Genomic DNA, 18,123 nt, shown 5'->3' with positions numbered 1-18,123 from the left:
TATATACCCTGGATCTTCACCAAAACGTGTGATTGATTTCCGTTCCGACTGGGCGCTTTGTTGTTGCTGTCGCTACGCTTACGCACAGATAAAACAATTGCTGACGCTTCGCTTTCGCACAGAGCAAAGCTTCCTGGGGGCGTCCGATGAGCCGCTTCACTCGCGATGCTCGTTCCAGGGTCTCGGGCCAACACGATGTTGGTCACGAAGGCGTTATCACAGGACGTGATGGTTTTAGCCTTCGTTCCTCTATTGCTGATCCCCAAGGAGTCGCCCAGCCTCCACTCCAATCAACTTATATACAAGGTATACGTTTAACAAATGTCATCCACAACTTTTGGTGATGAGCCTATACCCTGTAAATCAGGTTGATAAAGGAATAAAAAACAGGAGTAGAGAATGGTTGCTCTCCTTCCATGCTCTTTACCCCTGCTTGTTATTCTTATTTTGATTCCCTCGATTACGATGCTAGTTAAAAATGCGGCTATTCTTTTTTTGTCCTACGCTCTGACGTTTTTCCTTAAATAAAATCACTCCAATCAAACCAACGATGGAGAAGATAACTGGCGTGATGAAACCATAGTAATATCCATCAAATAGATTTCCTGAAGTTGATTGAAAATGATCTAATATATATCCAAAAATGATGGGTAGCAATACAGCACTTAGAAAGCCGCCCGTATTCGCAATCCCTGAAACAATTCCTGATTCTTCAAGTTTAAAAGATTGACGTACAGCTGCAAAGGTTAATGCACTCGCCCCATATCCAAAGCCAATGATAAAGAAAATAATAATCAGAAAGAAAAAGGAAGGATGCCCATTACATAAAAGGAAAGAAAACCACCCTAATAAAACAATGATATGAACGACAATATACGGTTTTTTAATTGTTTCTAACCGACTTGAAATCCAACTAGCTAAAGGTGCTCCAATAAGGGCCCCGATAAGACCGATCATAATCAGCTGGCTGGCATCTGAGCGAGTCATTTCATACATATTCATCCCATATGGTACTGCCCATGAACTGATAAAGCCTACATAACCGCCGACTACCCCAAAATGGCAAAAGAATAGAGCCCATGCTTGCGGATTTGAAAATATTCTTCGTAGTAAAACTGATGTTTTTTCACGTTGCACTTCTGCTGTATCAATTACTTGCTCATCCCCCAAAATTTGTTTTGTTTTTTTTACAAGTACAAAATAAAGGAGAATGCCACAGAAACATAATAGTAGTCCAACTGAGAAAAATGTTACCCTCCAACCAAATAAAAGTATCCACGTGGAGTAAGGTACTGTCGCCAATAAAAAACCAAGACTTCCTGTCATGCCAGCCATGCCAATTAATCGAACAAATTCCTTTGGTTGAAACCATTGGGCTAAAATTAGCACCATGTTAACCCATATGGTCGCATCCCCTACCCCAGTTAGTATTCTGGCAAAAAACAGGACGAATTCATGTGTACTCAGACTATAAATAATTGTTCCTAAACCTGTAAGAGTAGCACCAATAATTAGAAAAAAATTTGGCCCAAATCGATCAGCCAAAATCCCCATCGGAATTTGCAAACTCGTGTAGACAAAAAATTGTATACTTGTCAATAACCCAATCGTTGATGCTGTTACATTAAAATCTCGCATCAATTGGTCTGTAATCAGTCCAGGGGCGGTTCGTTGACTCGCCATTAACAAATAAGTAAATAGTACAGAAACAAATACTACCCATCTATATCTACTATTTTGTTTGTCCATTGATTTCTACTCCTATTAGCTTTTACTCTATATATATGAATTATAGGTAACGTTAAAACCTGTTTTTCAAAGTAGTTTTATGGTTTGAATTTGGTTGAAAATGCTTTTAGTTCTCTAGTTATTACGACGAGTTCGGAGGAATATTTCGAGCTTGAAATCTTTTAACTGTCTTGTATATGCTAACCCATCTATCTCATTAATTGTTGTTTGTACAATTGCTTTAAATCTTGAACACATATTATTGCTGGGTAGTCTTAACGCTGGCCCTCTATTAAATAGAAAGCCTGGCATTTCATTATTTATCAAACACAAAATTAAATAGCTGTTCTTCTCCACTATTCATATCTTTCATTTTATAACGATTCGCAGTTACTTCATTCTCGCCAAGTACAATTGTCTTTTGGATATCCTCTCGATTGGCTTTATCCATTGCTTTTCGGACTTTTTTGCCACTTAGCTCAACCTCTACTCGATTGCCCTCGTTACGTAGTGCTGTAGCCAAAACAAGTGCCTCTTTTTCTGCTCTAATTGGAATGATGTAAATATCGATATCTGATTCTCGCTTCTCTGCTTTCCCTGTTAGCTCAAATGCTGTATAAATCACATCTAACCCAAATGAAATCCCCACCGTTGCAAATGAATCATTTGTACCAAGTAGTCCCCCAATCGCATTATCATAGCGACCACCGCTGCCGATGCTTGATTTAATCATGCCATCCGCTAAAAAAATTTCGTAAATCGTGCCTGTGTAAATTTCGAGCCCACGTGCTAAAAATGGATTTTTGAAAAAGAACGATGATCGGTCCTTGACTTGGCACGCTTCGGAACACCCAATTATAGGCGTTCGATTGACCGGATTTTCCGTCTGAACGTTTGATTATTTGCGCATAGGTTTCATCCACATGTAGAACAGATTTTGCTGTTAATGTCTGCTTCATCTGTTCATAAACCGGTAGAAGCCAATCTTCAGCTGAACGGATCACCCAGTTTGATAAGTCCTTATCATTCGTAAGCAGGCCATATCACGAAAAGGATGATGATTCAATTACAAATCACCATCCTTTTTAGTGTATTAAATAACCAGAACCTACTTAATCGGTAAATAAAATTATTCCTTATCAAAATCCGTTTCAAAGGGTTTTTCTTCATACTTGGAAACATCATATTGCCCAATTACTTGATAATTACTAGACGCTTCATCGTCAGGCTTGAATTTATTGAAATCAACTACATCTAGTGCATCTGTCATCATATTCAATAAATATTGTGGTTCCGGAGCTTCTTCTACTGCGGCAAGAACTAGTGCATTTCGTAAATATCCTGCATGTTGTGAGAGCAATTGAGCATTGAAGTCTAGCCTATTTGCTTCAGCAAAAAGCTTCATGAAAATCGAAACCGCTCGTGTATTTCCTTCTCGGTAAGGATGAACACGCCAAAGTTTTGTCATAAATGTAGAAAAGTCCTCTACAAGACGAGGATTAGAATATTTCCATTGCTTAGATTTAGACCAACTGAAAACAGTTTTCAAATCAGATACAATGTGATCTTTATCGCTATAAGCAACAGATAATCCATTTAAAACATGTTCACTTTTAAAAATATTGACTGTGCGGAATTCCCCTGCCCATGAATATAGCTCATGAAAAAGAAAGTGATGAATCATTTGAAGACTTTCATATTTTTGAAAGTCAATCTCATGGGTGATAGAAGAAATATCTACAATCCCCGCGATTAACAGCTGTGCTTCAACGTCAATTAATTGTTGTTTATCTCGAATATTTAATTTGTTGATTAAGGTATTTGTATTAGGATAAATATATGGGTCCATAAATTACTGTGAAGCCCTTGTATATTTTTCAACAATCGCTTGTTTCAATTGGCTGGATGATACTTGACCATTTTCATATTGGTTTAAGAGGTTTTGTGTAAATGCACTCGGTTTTCCACCGTCAATGGCAGCCATACCAACTGCGAATTGCACTTGCTTTTTACGTTCTAGGCGTGAATTTTCTTTCATAAATAATATAACACCCCTCACTTTATTGGTATATTTCTATTATATCAGTTTTTACGCATCAGATGATAGTTAGATCACTACACGATTCCCACAGGTTTTGTTCAACCTTTGTCATTAGCGTTTACAGTTTGAGTGAAAAAATTCATTAGGTGCCAGTGGAAAAATTTAGAGCTAGGCAATCATATCCACTTGAATTGTGGTTAGATTTCGATCAAAAAAATTGTTTCGCACAAAGCGTACCGCAATTATAGAAAAGGTCCTTCACTTTAGGATTGCATCCTTTTTGTTCTCATTCAAGATTTTATAAATCGTGCTACGTCCAATTCCATACTCTTTTGCAATATCCATGGCACTTTCTCCACTTTCAAACAACTTCACAATCCGACGCTTCGTATAGGTATCTATGGCAGGGCGTCCCCGATTCTGCCACGTTTACGGGCAGCCTCAAGCCCAGCTTTTGTACGCTGCTGGATAATATCGCGTTCAATTTCGGCGAATACGGCAAGCATCCCAAACATGACGCGTCCAGTCGGTCTAGTAGTGTCGAAGCTATCACGAATACTAACGAAATCAACCTGTCGCTTTACCATTTCGTCTGTTAATTGATAAAGCTCCTTTGTGCTGCGAGCAAGTCGGTCTAGTTTATATACAACGAAACGATCACAAGGAGCAGCTGCTTTAAGGGCATGAATTAATTCAGTGCGCTCAGATTTTCTCGTTGAAATTTTCTCGACATATAAGAGGAGATCCATTCCTTGCTCCTTGGCATATTTTTCAATGGCGATTTTCTGTAGAGCCAAATTTTGATCCTCGTTACTGACACGCGCATAACCAATGATTCTACTCATAAAATCCCTCACTTTGTCTATTACCATACGTTTTATATAATAAATATTATAGATGAGTAAATAGACAAATGCTGATTTGAGTAGGCTGTTTAGAATGTCTATAAAACGATAGTTTTACAGACAAAATGTAATTTGATTACTATTAATCTATGGATACCAATATTTTGAAATTCACTTAAATAGTAAATAATAATACAAAATGGAGTGAATAAACAGAGGATAATATGTTCCCCTTCCACAATAACCGAAACAAAGGAGATAATGTAATGGGGAAAAATCAACATATTACACCGCATCCAAATGGCGGTTATCAGGTTAAAGGAGCAGGCAATCCGAAAGCTACCAAAATATTCAACACACAATATGAAGCTATTCAATATGGTCGAGATATCGCCATAAACCAAAAATCTGAATTGCTTGTACACAATAAACAAGGTCGAATCCGTGAAAAAAATAGTTATGGAAACGACCCTTATCCACCAAGAGGCTAATATTAATATCTATTCACCACTATATTAATAGGTCGAAATTTAAAAATAGTAAAGAAGGTGAAAGCTTGGTAGATTACGTTCCCTACCAATTTTCACCTTCTTTCATTTCAAATAACATTATTTCTCTTATTCTATTTAACTGCTAACGCCGAAGTTGAATCTGCTGCTAATTCTACTTGTAGATCCGTATATGGTAATCCATGTGCATCAGCTACCGCTTTATATACTATTTTTCCATTTACTACGTTTATCCCCTTCGCTAAAACAGGATTATCTAAAGCAGCTTGGAGATAGCCTTTATTAGCTATTTGCAAACCGTATGGAACAGTTACATTTGACAAGCCCATTGTTGAGGTACGCGCGCAAGCACCTGGCATATTCGCAACTGCGTAATGCACAACTCCGTATACTTCATAAGTAGGATTACTATGAGTAGTAATTCGATCAATTGTTTCAATAGAACCCCCTTGATCTACCGCTACATCCACTACAACAGACCCCTTTTGCATCGTTTGAATCATTTCTTTTGAAACTAATTGTGGTGCACGTGAACCTGGAATTAGCACAGCACCAATTAACAAATCTGCTGTTTTCACTGCTTCAGCGATATTGTAGGTATTTGATGCAAGTGTACGAACACGTCCTTGGAACATATCATCTATTTGACTTAAGCGTGTAATATTAACGTCTAAAATTGTTACGTTTGCACCTAATCCTACTGCCATTTTCGCAGCATTCGTCCCGACAACTCCAGCACCTACAATCACTACATTTCCAGGTGCAACACCAGGAATACCACCTAAGAGAACTCCTTTTCCTCCTTTGGAATTTTCTAAAAACTGTGCACCAATTTGTACAGACATTCGGCCTGCAACTTCACTCATTGGCGTTAACAACGGTAATGCACCTGAATCTAATTGAATTGTTTCATAAGCAATTCCAGTAACTTTACTTTCAAGCAAAGCTTTCGTTAATTCTGGCTCTGGAGCTAAATGTAGGTATGTGTAGAGAATTAAATTCTCTTTAAAATATTTGTACTCCTCCTGAATCGGCTCCTTCACTTTAATCACCATATCAACATCCCAAGCTTCCTTAGTCGATTTAGTAATTTGAGCGCCTACATCTAAATAATCTTGGTCTGTAAATCCACTACCTAGCCCTGCACTCGATTCAATTATTACTTCATGACCACCTTTTTTGTAAGCCACAACACCTGCTGGAGTAATTCCTACTCGATTTTCATTATTTTTTATTTCTTTAGGTACACCAATTATCATTATATTTCCTCCTACCCATTTTTTATTAGTTTTGGTTTATAACTACAAGTTTCATTTCTGTCATTTCCTCAATTGCATACTTCAGCCCTTCTCTTCCCATACCACTTTCCTTTACGCCACCATATGGTAGATGATCTAAACGGAATGTAGGAATATCATTTATAATGACACCACCTACATGGAGTTTTTGCGTTGCCTGTAAAGCAACATGGATATTATCTGTATAAATACCAGCTTGCAAACCATATTTGGAGTCATTTACTTGATCAAATGCCTCTTGAATAGATGTAAACTTCATAATAGATACGATTGGTGCGAATACCTCCTGACAGGAAACCTTCTGCTCCGGTTTTACATTTAATAGTACGGTAGGTTGTAAGATATTCCCTTCAGATTCTCCACCAGTTGCAATAATTGCCCCTTGCTCCTTTGCTTCTTCAATCCAACTTAATGTTCGTTTTACATCTTGTGGACTAATTAAGGCTGAAACATCCGTTGTAGGATCTAGGGGATCACCAAGTTTCAACTCTTTTGTAGCTGCTACAAATTTATCTACAAACAAATCATACATTTTATCGTGAACATAGATTCGTTGAACTGAAATACATACCTGCCCTTGGAATGCAAATGCACCGGAAACGACACGTGGAATTAATTTATCAATATTAACATTTTCATCGATAATAACAGCCGCATTAGAACCCAATTCAAGCGTTACTTTCTTAAGACCTGCTTGATTGCGTATGCCAATACCTACAGCGGGGCTACCTGTAAAAGAAATCTTTTTCACGCGATTATCCGTGACTAATTTGTTACCAATTAAAGAACCTGCACCAGTAACGATATTTAACGCACCCTTCGGTAATCCTGCCTCTACTAATAATTCACCAATAAAATAGGAAGTTAATGGTGTTTGACTTGCAGGTTTTAATACAACCGTGTTACCTGATGCTATTGCTGGCCCTACTTTATGAGCAACTAGATTCATTGGGAAATTAAAAGGTGTAATAGCTGCCACGATACCTAATGGTTCACGAACCGTATAGGCAATGCGCCCGTCTCCACCAGGGGCAGCATCCACAGGAATTGTTTCTCCGTGTATTCGCTTTGCTTCTTCAGCAGCAAATTTATACGTTTGAATTGTACGCTGAACTTCCGCTTTGGCGGTTGAAATAGGCTTGGCTGCTTCTAGTGCTATTAGCTCTGCTGCTTCTTCAGCACGTGCTTCTAATAAAGAAGCTAATTTTTCAAGAATAATCGCACGCTTATACAAAGGCATATTCGCCATCGTTTTACGTGCAGCATCGGCAGCTACTAAAGCTGCTTCTACTTCCTCGACATTTGCCTTCGGTATTTCTGCAATGACCTCGCTACTATATGGAGAGCATAATTCTGTATACTCTGCTGCTTCCACCCAATCCCCATTGATAAATAAATTTTTCCTCATTATAATTACCTCACCTTTCGTATTACAACTTATTTACCAATACCTGATTCTCTACTTCTTGAATCGCTTTTTCTAGAATATCTAATAAATCTCTTAACTCCTTTTGGCTTATTGATAATGGTGGTGAAAATACAACAATATCTTGAGCATCTAGTACAACAGAGCGACATATTAATCCCAACTTTGCTGCCTCTGTCACTATTTGCGGAGCGAGGAGTCTTCCTTCATAAGAGATTTCTATGCCTGCCATTAAACCTAAACCTCTTGCATCTACAATAAATGGATACTTCGCTTGTAATACTTTTAACCCTGCTAATAGCTCTTGACCACGAATTTCTGCATTTGCTACTAAATTATCTTTCTCTATAATTTCAATGTTTTTCAACCCAACTGCACAGGCCATTGGATGACCACTATAAGTGTATCCATGCAATATAGTTCCTTCTGATAACTCAGAAAATTCTTGGTGTATTTTCTCTGAGATCATTACACCACCTAATTGTGCATATCCACTAGTAACCCCTTTTGCAAAGCACATCATATCCGGTACCACATTAAAATGTTCCATCGCAAAGAACTTACCCGTCCTACCAAATCCTGTGATAACTTCATCAGTTATCATCAAAATACCGTACTCATTGCAAATTTCACGAATTTCTTTGAAATAATTATCCGGTGCAACATGCACCCCTCCTGCACCTTGTACTGGCTCGGTGATGAAAGCAGCTATTGTTTCTGGACCTTCAGTTTCAATCAAATCACGTAAAGCCTGTATGGAGAAATGATCTACGAATAGAAAATCCGGTGCATTAGAATTTGTAAAATCACGAAATCCTTTTAAACCCGTCGCACTTGTAGCACCGATTGCCACCCCGTGATAAGATCTCGATCTTGAGATAATTTTTTTTCGAGAAGTTTCCCCTTTTAATATCCAATAATGACGAGCCAATTTATAGGCGCTATCATTGGATTCGGAACCACCGGACGTAAAAAATGTAGTATTTAAATCACCAGGTGCTAATTCTGCTAACTTTTTTGCTAATAGAATAGCAGGCTCATTACTAAACGTTGCAAAACAAGAACTGAAGGCTAATTTATCCATTTGTTCCTTCGCTACTTCACCAAGTTCTGTTCTACCATGTCCGATATTCACATTCCAAAGTGAAGACATACCATCAATAACTTTTTTACCTGTAATATCATACAGATAAACACCTTTTCCTTCTGTAAAAATAAATGCCGGTCCATTTTCCGTCTTTACTGGCGAAGTAGGGTGTAGAAAATGCTTTTGGTCTAACACTTTAAGTTCTTCAACAGAATAATTTCTTTTCATAAAAATACATCCTCTCTATTAAATGTTTTTAAACAATACACTCACAATTAATAAACAATAAGCTTGCCAACTACTAAAATGTGATTTACTTACATTTCGGAAATAAATTAATTTAATTTTCCGTTAATTTTGAATACAGGAATTGTTTCGTCGATTAAATTGTTAAGAGAGATTTGTTTTATCAAATAATTTTCCACACTAATAATTTCCCGATTAAAAGTTTTTTTAGTGTACAAATAATCCTCACTTATTAAGTGCCATCTTCTCATTAGTTATTAAATGGTTTTTGATCGCCTTGTCCGATAAATAGTCATGCGATTCAAAAGACGACATTTATAGAAGTTGCAAAGATTGTTGCATTTCTTGTGTCATTTTTAATGCTAGATTTTGTTTTAAATCTAATACCAATTGTATTAAGCCTACCCCCTTTTTCCATAACATTCCTAATCATTCAGCTACCCAAGCTAGCAGCATTATGAGAGACACTATATTAGTTTGAAATGGATATTCCCAAAAGTTAACGATGATTAACTCTCGCTCCACTTAATAATATAATTTGCCAAAACATTAGTTACTTCTACTACGCTATCTAAATGAACACATTCATCTGGTCCATGCATATTTTCTCCAATTGGCCCAAAGCACAATCCTTGTTTTCCGTAATACTGAGTAAATCGTGCATCATTTCCTCCAGCTCTTCCAACCATTACTACTTTATGTCCCATAACACCTTCTGCATTTTCGATGAATAATTTTACAAAAGGGTTCTCAGGATCTTGGTACCATGGCTCCGTTGACCATCCAAACCACTCTATAACAGGTGGATTTTTATCCATCCACTCATCGCCTAAGACAGATTTCATAATCGTGTCTTGTACTAGTTGCTTAATTTCTTCGCGAGTTTCCCCTGGGATAAAACCAATTCTTCCTTCGAGGATCGCTTCCCCTGGAACTGTCGATACCCAGTCCCCAGCTTTTAGTACACCTAAGTTTAAGTGAACGGACTGTCCAGACCCCTTTTCAAATAAATCAAACTTAACATTTTTAGCACGCCATTCACTTAATTCATCCAGCGCACTTAGGATTTTCATCATTTTTGAAATAGCATTTATGCCTTCATGCGCTAAACCAGCATGCGCTGTTCTTCCCTTTACGTACACTCGGAAATACATAATCCCCCCATGACTTATTGTCATATTCAAATTATGTGGCTCTGTCGAAATGTACCCATCTGTTACGAAGCCTTCCTCCAAACATGCTAAAGCTCCGCCTCCACCACCAGCTTCTTCTTCTATTACTGAATGTAGCTGAACATCTCCAGCAATTGGATAACCTAAATCAATTAATGTTTTCAATGCGAACCAATTTGAAATAAGTCCTGCTTTCATATCGGCAGAGCCTCGACCGTATAACTTGTTTCCAATAATATCTCCACTCCATGGGTCCATCGTCCAGTTTGAAAATGGTTCTGGAGAAACAACATCTACATGTCCATGAATCGTTAATGACTTACCATCGGAGACTCCTTTATGTATTCCGATAATATTTTTTCGGTCTTCAAACGGAATACCTGAATCAATAAACGCTTCATGAGCTGAAACCTTCTCATATTTTGGTTCAATCTCATGCAAAATCAAGTTAAGTTCTTCATATTTTTTTTTCATGTATAATTGCATTTCTTGTTCATTACCAACAACGCTTTTTATACGTACGACATCTTGAATTGTTTTAAATAATTCTTCTTTATTTTCTTCTATATACAGTCGAATTTTTTCTTTCAAAGCAATCACTCCTTTATTTACTTCTTGTGTCATTAAAAAGAGGAAGATTATCTAAGAGATTCTCATCCTCTAAATAGTTAATTCAAGACTTTAATCTTTTCTTCATCAAAAATCTCTTTATCTAATGACTCCAAGTCATCAATAGAGTCCATGCTTCCAAGTTCTTTTTTAAAGAATCTTGTTATAAACAGCATGTAAATGATTCCGATTATAAGCCAAACGATTCCACCTATAAATGCATCAGCGTGTAAATGATACCAAAGAACTCCAGTAGCTAATGCTCCGAAAGAAGGCATAATTAAGTACTTAAAGGTTTCACTGCCTGATCTCCTTTTCTGACGTATATAGAAATGAACAATAACAGATAGGTTAACGAATGTGAATGCAATTAATGCCCCAAAGTTAATGACTGAAGCAATTAATTCTAAATTTGGTCCTATTGCAAATAATGATACGATTCCCGTCAAAACAATCGTAAAAACAGGCGTTCTAAATTTAGGGTGTAAGTATCCGAAAGTTTTTTTAGGAAGTACACCATTTCTGCCCATAACAAACAGCAAACGAGATGCACTTGCATGAGATGCAAGTCCTGAAGCTACAGTAGCAGCGAAAGCTCCTGCAATGAAAATCAGCTGGAATAACTTCCCTCCTACATATAAACCTATTTCCGGCAATGTATCATCTACATTTTCGAACACAGAAACATCCGGGAATAATGCTTGTGTAAAATAAGAAGCAATAAAGAAAATACCCCCACCGATTAAAACAGTTAGAAGGATTGCTCTAGGAACTGTTGATGTATCCTTTGCTTCTTCCGTATACATTGTTATTGCGTCGAAACCGATAAACGAGAAAGCTACTACTGTTGCCCCAGTTAAAACGGCTATTAATTTCACATTTTCATGTGATAGTGGATGAATCGTGAATAAAGTACCATTTCCCATACCGTGATAAAGTTGTACAGAAGCAAGTATTATGAAGATACCTATTAAACAAATCGTGAAAACAACGAGTATAAAGTTTAAGCTGGATGTTGATTCCATACTATAAGCATTAATTGCAGTAACTACAATGACATAAGCAAAAACCCAAATCCAAACAGGTACATTCGGAAACAGAGATTCCATATATATTCGAATAATTAATGCATTAACTAAAGGTAATAATAAATAATCTAATAACGATGCCCACCCTACGAGGAATCCTAGGTGAGACCCCATTGTTTCCCGGGTGTATGTATATGCTGAACCAGCAGCCGGGAATACCTGTACCATCTTTCCATAACTAATCGCTGTCAATACCATTACTAACAAGGCGACAAAATACGCCATTGGTACTACACCATTTGTTAATTTTGATACAATTCCAAACGTATCAAAGACCACTGTAGGCGTCATATATCCTAATCCCAGTGCAACAATTGACCAAACACCTAATGACCTTTTGAGCGTAGTTTTATCTGTCATTCATCCATCCCCTTTACATATTTTTAGCTGCTTCATTAATGTTTTAAACTGCGACTAATCAATCTGATCTGTATTGAGCACTGGTGGTTTATGCTTAAGACCTTTTGTCATAAATAATAAATAAATAACACCAATTCCTAACCAAACACTACCAAGAGCAATCGAATAAACATCTAGGTTGAAAAGCAAACAAGTTGTAAGTACTGCTCCGATTAATGGAAAAATCAAATAGAAGATAATCCCCTTTAAGGAGCGTTCTTTTCGCTTACCGTAATATAAAAAAACAACGGATAGATTCACAGCAGTAAATGCAAGTAGGGCGCCAAAGTTAATGAAAGACGCGACAAAGTTTAGACTTAAAAATAATGCAGATAATGATAAAAGACCAATTAATAAAATGTTGTTAACCGGGGTTCTCGTTCTTTTATTTAGTTTTCCAAAAAAATTTTTAGGTAATTGTCCATCTCTTCCCATTGCGTATAATACACGTGCAGCACTTGCTTGAGATGCGGACGCGGAACCAAATACAACCACTGCAGTTTTTGCTAGGAATGCTGCTTGTAAGGCATTCCCGCCTACTAGGAAAATAATTTCATAGGAAGCAGAATCAGCATCTTTAAAACTCGTATAATCTGGCCAAACATTATGTGCCAAATAAGATACGACTACAAAACATAATCCACCAATTATTGTTACTAAAGATATTGCACGCGGTATGTTTTTCTCCGGATTTTTTACTTCTTCTGAAAAAGTAGAAACTGCATCAAAACCGAGGAAAGAGAAACATAATAGTGCAGCACCAGCAACTATATACTTAAATGACTCCTCGGTATTAATAAAGGGATCAAGGTTAAATAAAATACCAGTCCCGGTTCCAGTTACTATTGATTTAACTGATAAGATGCAAAAGACAACTATAAATAATACCGATAAGCCTGTTACAATCATGTTGATATTTGCGCTTAACTTTACACCTCTAACATTTACAAACGTCACAAGAACGACTAATGTAAATATCCAAACATACTGTGGAACTTCAGGTATAGCAGCTGAGAAGAAAATACCAAATAGTAAAAAGTTAACCATTGGGATCAAGAGATAATCCATTAAAATTGCCCATCCCACTAAGAAACCAACATGAGAATTAATAGCTTTTTGCGCATAGGTATAGGCAGATCCCGCAATGGGGTACGCTTTTGCCATTTGACCATAACTATGAGCCGTAAACATCATCACAATTAATGCAAGTACATACGATCCAGCGACCATACCATGAGATATTTTAGAGGCTATGCCGTATGTGCTAAACACTGTAGTTAAAGCCATAAAGGCCGTCCCAGTAACAACAACAGACGTTAAAGAAAGCGATCTAGACAAATTAACTGGATGTTTTATTTTTCTCACTCCTCGAATAGTAATAAAAAAATCTTCCCGGTAAAATGATCAATTAACTAAAATAGTAGGATAGTAGACTGATTCACTATCAATTACGCCTTGGCGTAATTGCGTCCGGATTTTGAATTGTGCCCGCACAATTCATTCCTTTGAAAATCCGTGACATCCGCCGGAGGCTTTTATCTTTATTCAGTAGGTGTTTGGACACCCACTGAAAAGGTACCAAAATCGCATTCATCTCAGCACCTATAGAGGTGGGAGTCTTCTGCTGAATAAAGATAAACAACTTCACCATCCATAATTGTTAACAAAACTTTCGTTTGAAGAATTTCTTTATTTTCTACTTCAAAGAGGTTTTTATCTAGTACAATAATATCTGCTAATTTTCCAACTTCTAATGTACCCAAATCTTTTTCTCTGAATGTGCTGTATGCTGAACCTTTTGTATACGCTTTCAACGCTTCTGCGAGTGTTATCTGCTCTTGACTATTCCACTCATAATCACCAGTAAAGTCTAGTCTCGTAATCGCATGAAAAATTTCTTTAAAAGGATCTAATGTTGCTATTGGATAGTCTGTACCAAGAGCAATATACTCAACTGCGTCGTATAACGTTTTACATAAATACGTATAAGGGTCTTTCTCTTTACCGACACGCAAAGTATGACTTTCTTTTGGCATCAATGCTAGATGAGAAGGCTGTACAGATGGAACAACCCCCAATTCTTTAAATCTCTTAATATCTGTCGGATGAATCACTTCAATATGCTCTAGCGCATGTCGTGAATCTCTCACACCATTATCCATCCTTGCTGCTTCAAATATATCTAGAGCAAGCCTAACTGCGCCATCACCAATTGTATGAAAGCGAATTTGAAATCCTTCTTTGTCCGCTTTTGTCACCCAGTTTTTGATCGTTTCTACAGGAAAAGCAGTACTCCCTCGTGTTATAGGTTTGTCTAAGTAAGGATCTAACATGTATGCGGTATGTCCAGTTACAACGCCATCAATAAACTGCTTAAGTCCTGCAAGCTGTAATTTTTCGGAATTGTACTTTTCACGCAAGCTTATTGCTCTATCTATATCATCATTTAACTCAGGGTAAAGATGAATTCGAGTCGTAAGTTTTCCGGCTTCATCATATGCCTTATACATATCGAAACTATTTAACTTATCAAAACTACTTGCAAACAAATCATTTACTGATGTAATGCCTAATTGAGCTGATTTTTTTAAGAACTCTTCAAACAATTCTTCTTTCCGTTTATCCGGAAATGCGAGAGCAATATCCACAACTAAATTCATTGCTGTTTCAAGAAGAATTCCTGTGATTTCATTATTTTCATCTTTTTGAATCGTACCATTAGGAGGGTCTTCAGTTTCATTTGTAACCCTAGCATTTTCAAGTGCTAAACTATTAACCCACGAATAATGACCTTCTGCGTGGAAAAGAATAATCGGGCGATTAGGAACTACTTTGTCTAAAGAAAAACGTGTCGGCAAGCATTTCTCTGCCCAATTTGTATGATCCCATCCATAGCCTATAATCCACTCATCAGCATGCACGTTTTCCGAAAATTGCTTTACTAAACTAGCAACTTCTTCTTCCGAATGAGCATCCGATAAATTGATACTTGCATGCGAGAAAAGACTACCAAACATGAGATGAAGGTGCGCATCATGAAATCCTGGCATAATGAGTTGGTTGCCATAATGATATTCCTTCGTGTCTAAACCTATAAATGGTTTTATTTCCTCCATCGAACCTACTGCAATGATTTTGTTACCTTTAATCGCAATAGCAGCTGGCTTTGCTTCATTTTCTAAACCTGTAAATACTGCTTCACTCGAAATAACTTTATCAGCTATAACCATTTATAACTCCTCTCTTTACCTAAGATTTACTTCTAATGGAACTCATAACAATATATTGAAAGCGCTTACATAACTAAAGAAGTTACATAATCGCAATAAACAATGGGCATCCACTGTTCGCCTATTAAAATAGGCGAACATAACGGACAAAAGACTCATACTAATTTAAGCTTGTAAACTGGATTTTTCCATTCCAAAAGTGTTGCATATTCTAATGACTCAACATCCCCAGGTAAATAACCTGGCATTACTTTATTTAATACGTATCCGTTTTTCATTTGGAATGTTAATACAGGATCATATATTTTCCCTTTCATTACCTCTAGTGCATATTCATCTGCACTCATCTGCTCAGCATATTTATAGTAAAAAGGTATACGACCACCTACTAAGATACTTTCTAAGTTAAGTTTCTCACATATTCTTTTTCGGCCATCATACAAATGACGTCCCAATTGTAACCCTCTAAAATCTTCGTGTACTCCAATTTCAATACCATATAGGTTTCTACCATTAGGGTTATGATTTCGAATAAATCCTAAATCACAGATTTGAAAATATGAGTGACTATCTCCGTAATCTTCAAAATTTACAATTAGACTTAAAGCGGTTCCTACAATTTTACCGTTATATTCTAGACAAATTTGACCTTCTGGGAACAACTCAATCTGACTTTCAAAATGCTCATATTTTAATGCCATATCAGGTCCAAAACACTTCATAGAAAGTGCAGCAACTTCAGCAAGATCCTCTTTTAAAATATTGCGGACAACTATTTCTTGTCCATTATTTTTTAAATTTACTTGAGACATAATAAATTCACCCTCTTATTTTATTGGAATTAAATTAAAGTTTATTACTTTATTAATTGTGTAGACTGTCTCCCATACATTCTTTAGAAACTATGTATGAGAGACATGGAGAATGTAGATAAGTCTACTACAATATATTTAGTTACCTAGATTAGTAACATTTTTTATTATTTTAAATAAATCGATACAAACTTCTTCTCCAAGTACTCCTCAAGTCCGTACCAACCGCCTTCTTTCCCCATTCCACTTTCCTTCATACCACCAAACGGAGCTTGTACAACCACTGGAGCTGGATCATTAATACCAACAATTCCAAACTCTAAAGCACGCATCATTCGTAAGCCTCGACCAATGTCTCGCGTATAACAATAAGCTGCAAGACCATATTCAGGATGGTTTGCTCTTTCAACTACCTCTTCTTCCGTCTTAAATGTATAAATTGGTGCAACTGGTCCAAATGTTTCTTCTGTTGTAATCTTCATATTATCGCTTGCATATTGAATAACTGTGGGCTCAAAGAAGTAACCGCTTCCATTATTTAATGTAAATACATTACCACCCGCAATTACTTTACCATCATGTTTCACAGCGTCTTCTACTTGACTTTTCACTTTTTCAAGAGCTACTTTATTAATTACTGGACCGACATTTACGCCATCTTCTAATCCATTTCCTACAACTAATTTAGATACCTTTTCAGCTAACTTTCCTGAGAATTCATCAGCTACAGTTTCTGCTACGTAAATCCGGTTGGTGCTGATGCAAGTTTGACCTGAGTTAATAAACTTAGACACTAATATACCATTAACTGCTGCGTCAATATCAGCATCCTCAAACACAATATACGGTGCGTGTCCACCAAGCTCCATTGATATTTTCTTCACTGTATCAGACGAATCACGGATAAGTTTTTTCCCCACACGCGTCGAGCCAGTAAATGTGATTTTACGAACGTCTGGGTTACTCGTCATCTCTTTCCCAATTTCTTCAGCTGGGCCAATTACCAGGTTTGCAACTCCAGCAGGTAGTCCAACTTCATGAAAGCATTCGAATACTTTTATCGCCGAAAGAGGAGTTAAGTCAGCCGGTTTTAAAACAATCGTACAACCTGCAGCAAGTGCAGGTGCAATTTTTCTTGTAATCATCGATAACGGGAAATTCCATGGTGTAATAGCTGCACATACCCCAACAGGTTCGCGAATTACCATTAAGTGTTTATCAGCTGCAGATGCAGGAATTGTTTCCCCATAAATTCTCTTAGCTTCCTCTGCATACCATTCTAGATAGCTGATCGCACCTGCTACTTCACGAGTAGCATCTGGTAAAGGCTTACCATTTTCAAGTGTAATTGTTTCAGCTAATTCTTTTGTTTTTTCTTTCATCAATTGGACCACTTGAAACAGGTAGTTGCTGCGCTCATTTCCAGTTGTCTTACCCCAGAATTCAAATGCTCTCTTCGCACTTTCGATTGCTTCTTTAGTTTCAGTTTTACCACCTGTAGCAACAGTTCTAATTATTTCTCCTGTCGCAGGATTTGTTACATCTAATTTATTTCCTGTATCTCGCCATTCACCATTTATATAAAGCACTAGAGAACCTCCCCTTTTTTAACAATAAACCACCACTACTCAAC

The 18,123-nt window shown here is 37.1% G+C and carries 17 protein-coding genes and 1 pseudogene; 2 read left to right on the top strand and 16 right to left on the bottom strand.

Translation table 11 applies throughout. The features are described 5' to 3' along the window. The first annotated feature begins 146 nt into the window (after positions 1 to 146). Positions 147 to 344 (top strand): hypothetical protein, encoded by a 198-nt coding sequence (locus tag ACQKOG_RS02810; RefSeq protein WP_370081311.1) that lies wholly within the window; start codon positions 147 to 149, stop codon positions 342 to 344. 124 nt (positions 345 to 468) lie between these two features. On the opposite strand, the gene ACQKOG_RS02805 is transcribed toward ACQKOG_RS02810, so the two are convergent. From ACQKOG_RS02805 to ACQKOG_RS02775, 7 genes and pseudogenes are all read right to left on the bottom strand, one after another. After that, on the bottom strand, positions 469 to 1,749 hold the full coding sequence (locus ACQKOG_RS02805) for an MFS transporter (protein WP_370081313.1): 1,281 nt from the start codon (positions 1,747 to 1,749) through the stop codon (positions 469 to 471). A gap of 295 nt (positions 1,750 to 2,044) precedes the next feature. Beyond that, a complete protein-coding gene (locus ACQKOG_RS02800; protein ID WP_370081315.1) occupies positions 2,045 to 2,461 on the bottom strand; it encodes a His/Gly/Thr/Pro-type tRNA ligase C-terminal domain-containing protein in 417 nt (138 codons plus the stop codon). Between the two features lie 61 nt (positions 2,462 to 2,522). Beyond that, a pseudogene (locus tag ACQKOG_RS02795) lies at positions 2,523 to 2,771 on the bottom strand (IS66 family transposase); the annotation flags it as partial. 86 nt (positions 2,772 to 2,857) lie between these two features. Continuing rightward, the gene (locus ACQKOG_RS02790; protein WP_370081317.1) at positions 2,858 to 3,577 is read right to left on the bottom strand and encodes a Fic/DOC family protein; all 720 of its coding nucleotides are present in this window, start codon (positions 3,575 to 3,577) and stop codon (positions 2,858 to 2,860) included. 3 nt (positions 3,578 to 3,580) lie between these two features. Then, positions 3,581 to 3,766 carry an antitoxin VbhA family protein gene (locus ACQKOG_RS02785; RefSeq protein WP_053483775.1) on the bottom strand — a complete coding sequence of 62 codons (186 nt, stop codon included), beginning with the start codon at positions 3,764 to 3,766 and terminating at the stop codon, positions 3,581 to 3,583. A gap of 261 nt (positions 3,767 to 4,027) precedes the next feature. Continuing rightward, positions 4,028 to 4,114: a helix-turn-helix domain-containing protein gene (locus ACQKOG_RS02780; protein WP_370081355.1), complete on the bottom strand. Its 87-nt coding sequence runs from the start codon at positions 4,112 to 4,114 to the stop codon at positions 4,028 to 4,030. 53 nt (positions 4,115 to 4,167) lie between these two features. Beyond that, positions 4,168 to 4,614 (bottom strand): recombinase family protein, encoded by a 447-nt coding sequence (locus ACQKOG_RS02775; protein ID WP_370081319.1) that lies wholly within the window; start codon positions 4,612 to 4,614, stop codon positions 4,168 to 4,170. 266 nt (positions 4,615 to 4,880) lie between these two features. On the opposite strand from ACQKOG_RS02775, the gene ACQKOG_RS02770 reads away from it, so the two are divergent. Continuing rightward, positions 4,881 to 5,105 carry a DUF2188 domain-containing protein gene (locus tag ACQKOG_RS02770; protein WP_370081321.1) on the top strand — a complete coding sequence of 75 codons (225 nt, stop codon included), beginning with the start codon at positions 4,881 to 4,883 and terminating at the stop codon, positions 5,103 to 5,105. A gap of 131 nt (positions 5,106 to 5,236) precedes the next feature. Here the strand turns inward: ACQKOG_RS02770 and ald are convergent, their stop codons facing one another. The 9 genes from ald to ACQKOG_RS02725 form a co-directional block, all read right to left on the bottom strand. After that, positions 5,237 to 6,382, bottom strand: coding sequence for an alanine dehydrogenase (gene ald, locus ACQKOG_RS02765; RefSeq protein ID WP_370081323.1), 1,146 nt, complete (start codon positions 6,380 to 6,382; stop codon positions 5,237 to 5,239). 25 nt (positions 6,383 to 6,407) lie between these two features. Then, the gene (locus tag ACQKOG_RS02760) at positions 6,408 to 7,829 is read right to left on the bottom strand and encodes an aldehyde dehydrogenase family protein (protein ID WP_370081325.1); all 1,422 of its coding nucleotides are present in this window, start codon (positions 7,827 to 7,829) and stop codon (positions 6,408 to 6,410) included. 22 nt (positions 7,830 to 7,851) lie between these two features. Continuing rightward, positions 7,852 to 9,162 carry an aspartate aminotransferase family protein gene (locus ACQKOG_RS02755; protein ID WP_370081327.1) on the bottom strand — a complete coding sequence of 437 codons (1,311 nt, stop codon included), beginning with the start codon at positions 9,160 to 9,162 and terminating at the stop codon, positions 7,852 to 7,854. A 527-nt stretch (positions 9,163 to 9,689) separates the two neighbouring features. Then, positions 9,690 to 10,943 carry an ArgE/DapE family deacylase gene (locus ACQKOG_RS02750; RefSeq protein ID WP_370081329.1) on the bottom strand — a complete coding sequence of 418 codons (1,254 nt, stop codon included), beginning with the start codon at positions 10,941 to 10,943 and terminating at the stop codon, positions 9,690 to 9,692. Between the two features lie 77 nt (positions 10,944 to 11,020). Then, positions 11,021 to 12,409, bottom strand: coding sequence for an APC family permease (locus tag ACQKOG_RS02745; RefSeq protein WP_402873494.1), 1,389 nt, complete (start codon positions 12,407 to 12,409; stop codon positions 11,021 to 11,023). A 54-nt stretch (positions 12,410 to 12,463) separates the two neighbouring features. Continuing rightward, on the bottom strand, positions 12,464 to 13,735 hold the full coding sequence (locus ACQKOG_RS02740; protein WP_370081333.1) for an APC family permease: 1,272 nt from the start codon (positions 13,733 to 13,735) through the stop codon (positions 12,464 to 12,466). 308 nt (positions 13,736 to 14,043) lie between these two features. Beyond that, positions 14,044 to 15,678, bottom strand: a complete 1,635-nt coding sequence (locus ACQKOG_RS02735; RefSeq protein WP_370081335.1) for an amidohydrolase — start codon at positions 15,676 to 15,678, stop codon at positions 14,044 to 14,046. 155 nt (positions 15,679 to 15,833) lie between these two features. Further along, complete coding sequence (locus tag ACQKOG_RS02730) at positions 15,834 to 16,490, bottom strand: GNAT family N-acetyltransferase (RefSeq protein WP_285395967.1); 657 nt, start codon at positions 16,488 to 16,490, stop codon at positions 15,834 to 15,836. Positions 16,491 to 16,657: 167 nt separating this feature from the next. After that, positions 16,658 to 18,079: an NAD-dependent succinate-semialdehyde dehydrogenase gene (locus ACQKOG_RS02725; RefSeq protein ID WP_402873485.1), complete on the bottom strand. Its 1,422-nt coding sequence runs from the start codon at positions 18,077 to 18,079 to the stop codon at positions 16,658 to 16,660. Between the last annotated feature and the right edge of the window lie 44 nt (positions 18,080 to 18,123).

Origin of the sequence: Lysinibacillus sp. NPDC093216 (assembly GCF_050280325.1) — a bacterium.
Taxonomy (GTDB): domain Bacteria; phylum Bacillota; class Bacilli; order Bacillales_A; family Planococcaceae; genus Lysinibacillus.
This window is presented reverse-complemented; position numbering and strand designations above follow the sequence as displayed.

Bases quoted from the DNA above. Each gene is read 5' to 3' on its own strand.
- ACQKOG_RS02810 (WP_370081311.1), top strand. From the start codon at position 147: ATGAGCCGCTTCACTCGCGATGCTCGTTCCAGGGTCTCGGGCCAACAC.
- ACQKOG_RS02805 (WP_370081313.1), bottom strand. From the start codon at position 1,749: ATGGACAAACAAAATAGTAGATATAGATGGGTAGTATTTGTTTCTGTA.
- ACQKOG_RS02800 (WP_370081315.1), bottom strand. From the start codon at position 2,461: ATGATTAAATCAAGCATCGGCAGCGGTGGTCGCTATGATAATGCGATT.
- ACQKOG_RS02790 (WP_370081317.1), bottom strand. From the start codon at position 3,577: ATGGACCCATATATTTATCCTAATACAAATACCTTAATCAACAAATTA.
- ACQKOG_RS02785 (WP_053483775.1), bottom strand. From the start codon at position 3,766: ATGAAAGAAAATTCACGCCTAGAACGTAAAAAGCAAGTGCAATTCGCA.
- ACQKOG_RS02780 (WP_370081355.1), bottom strand. From the start codon at position 4,114: ATGGATATTGCAAAAGAGTATGGAATTGGACGTAGCACGATTTATAAA.
- ACQKOG_RS02775 (WP_370081319.1), bottom strand. From the start codon at position 4,614: ATGAGTAGAATCATTGGTTATGCGCGTGTCAGTAACGAGGATCAAAAT.
- ACQKOG_RS02770 (WP_370081321.1), top strand. From the start codon at position 4,881: ATGGGGAAAAATCAACATATTACACCGCATCCAAATGGCGGTTATCAG.
- ald (WP_370081323.1), bottom strand. From the start codon at position 6,382: ATGATAATTGGTGTACCTAAAGAAATAAAAAATAATGAAAATCGAGTA.
- ACQKOG_RS02760 (WP_370081325.1), bottom strand. From the start codon at position 7,829: ATGAGGAAAAATTTATTTATCAATGGGGATTGGGTGGAAGCAGCAGAG.
- ACQKOG_RS02755 (WP_370081327.1), bottom strand. From the start codon at position 9,162: ATGAAAAGAAATTATTCTGTTGAAGAACTTAAAGTGTTAGACCAAAAG.
- ACQKOG_RS02745 (WP_402873494.1), bottom strand. From the start codon at position 12,409: ATGACAGATAAAACTACGCTCAAAAGGTCATTAGGTGTTTGGTCAATT.
- ACQKOG_RS02740 (WP_370081333.1), bottom strand. From the start codon at position 13,735: ATGGCTTTAACTACAGTGTTTAGCACATACGGCATAGCCTCTAAAATA.
- ACQKOG_RS02735 (WP_370081335.1), bottom strand. From the start codon at position 15,678: ATGGTTATAGCTGATAAAGTTATTTCGAGTGAAGCAGTATTTACAGGT.
- ACQKOG_RS02730 (WP_285395967.1), bottom strand. From the start codon at position 16,490: ATGTCTCAAGTAAATTTAAAAAATAATGGACAAGAAATAGTTGTCCGC.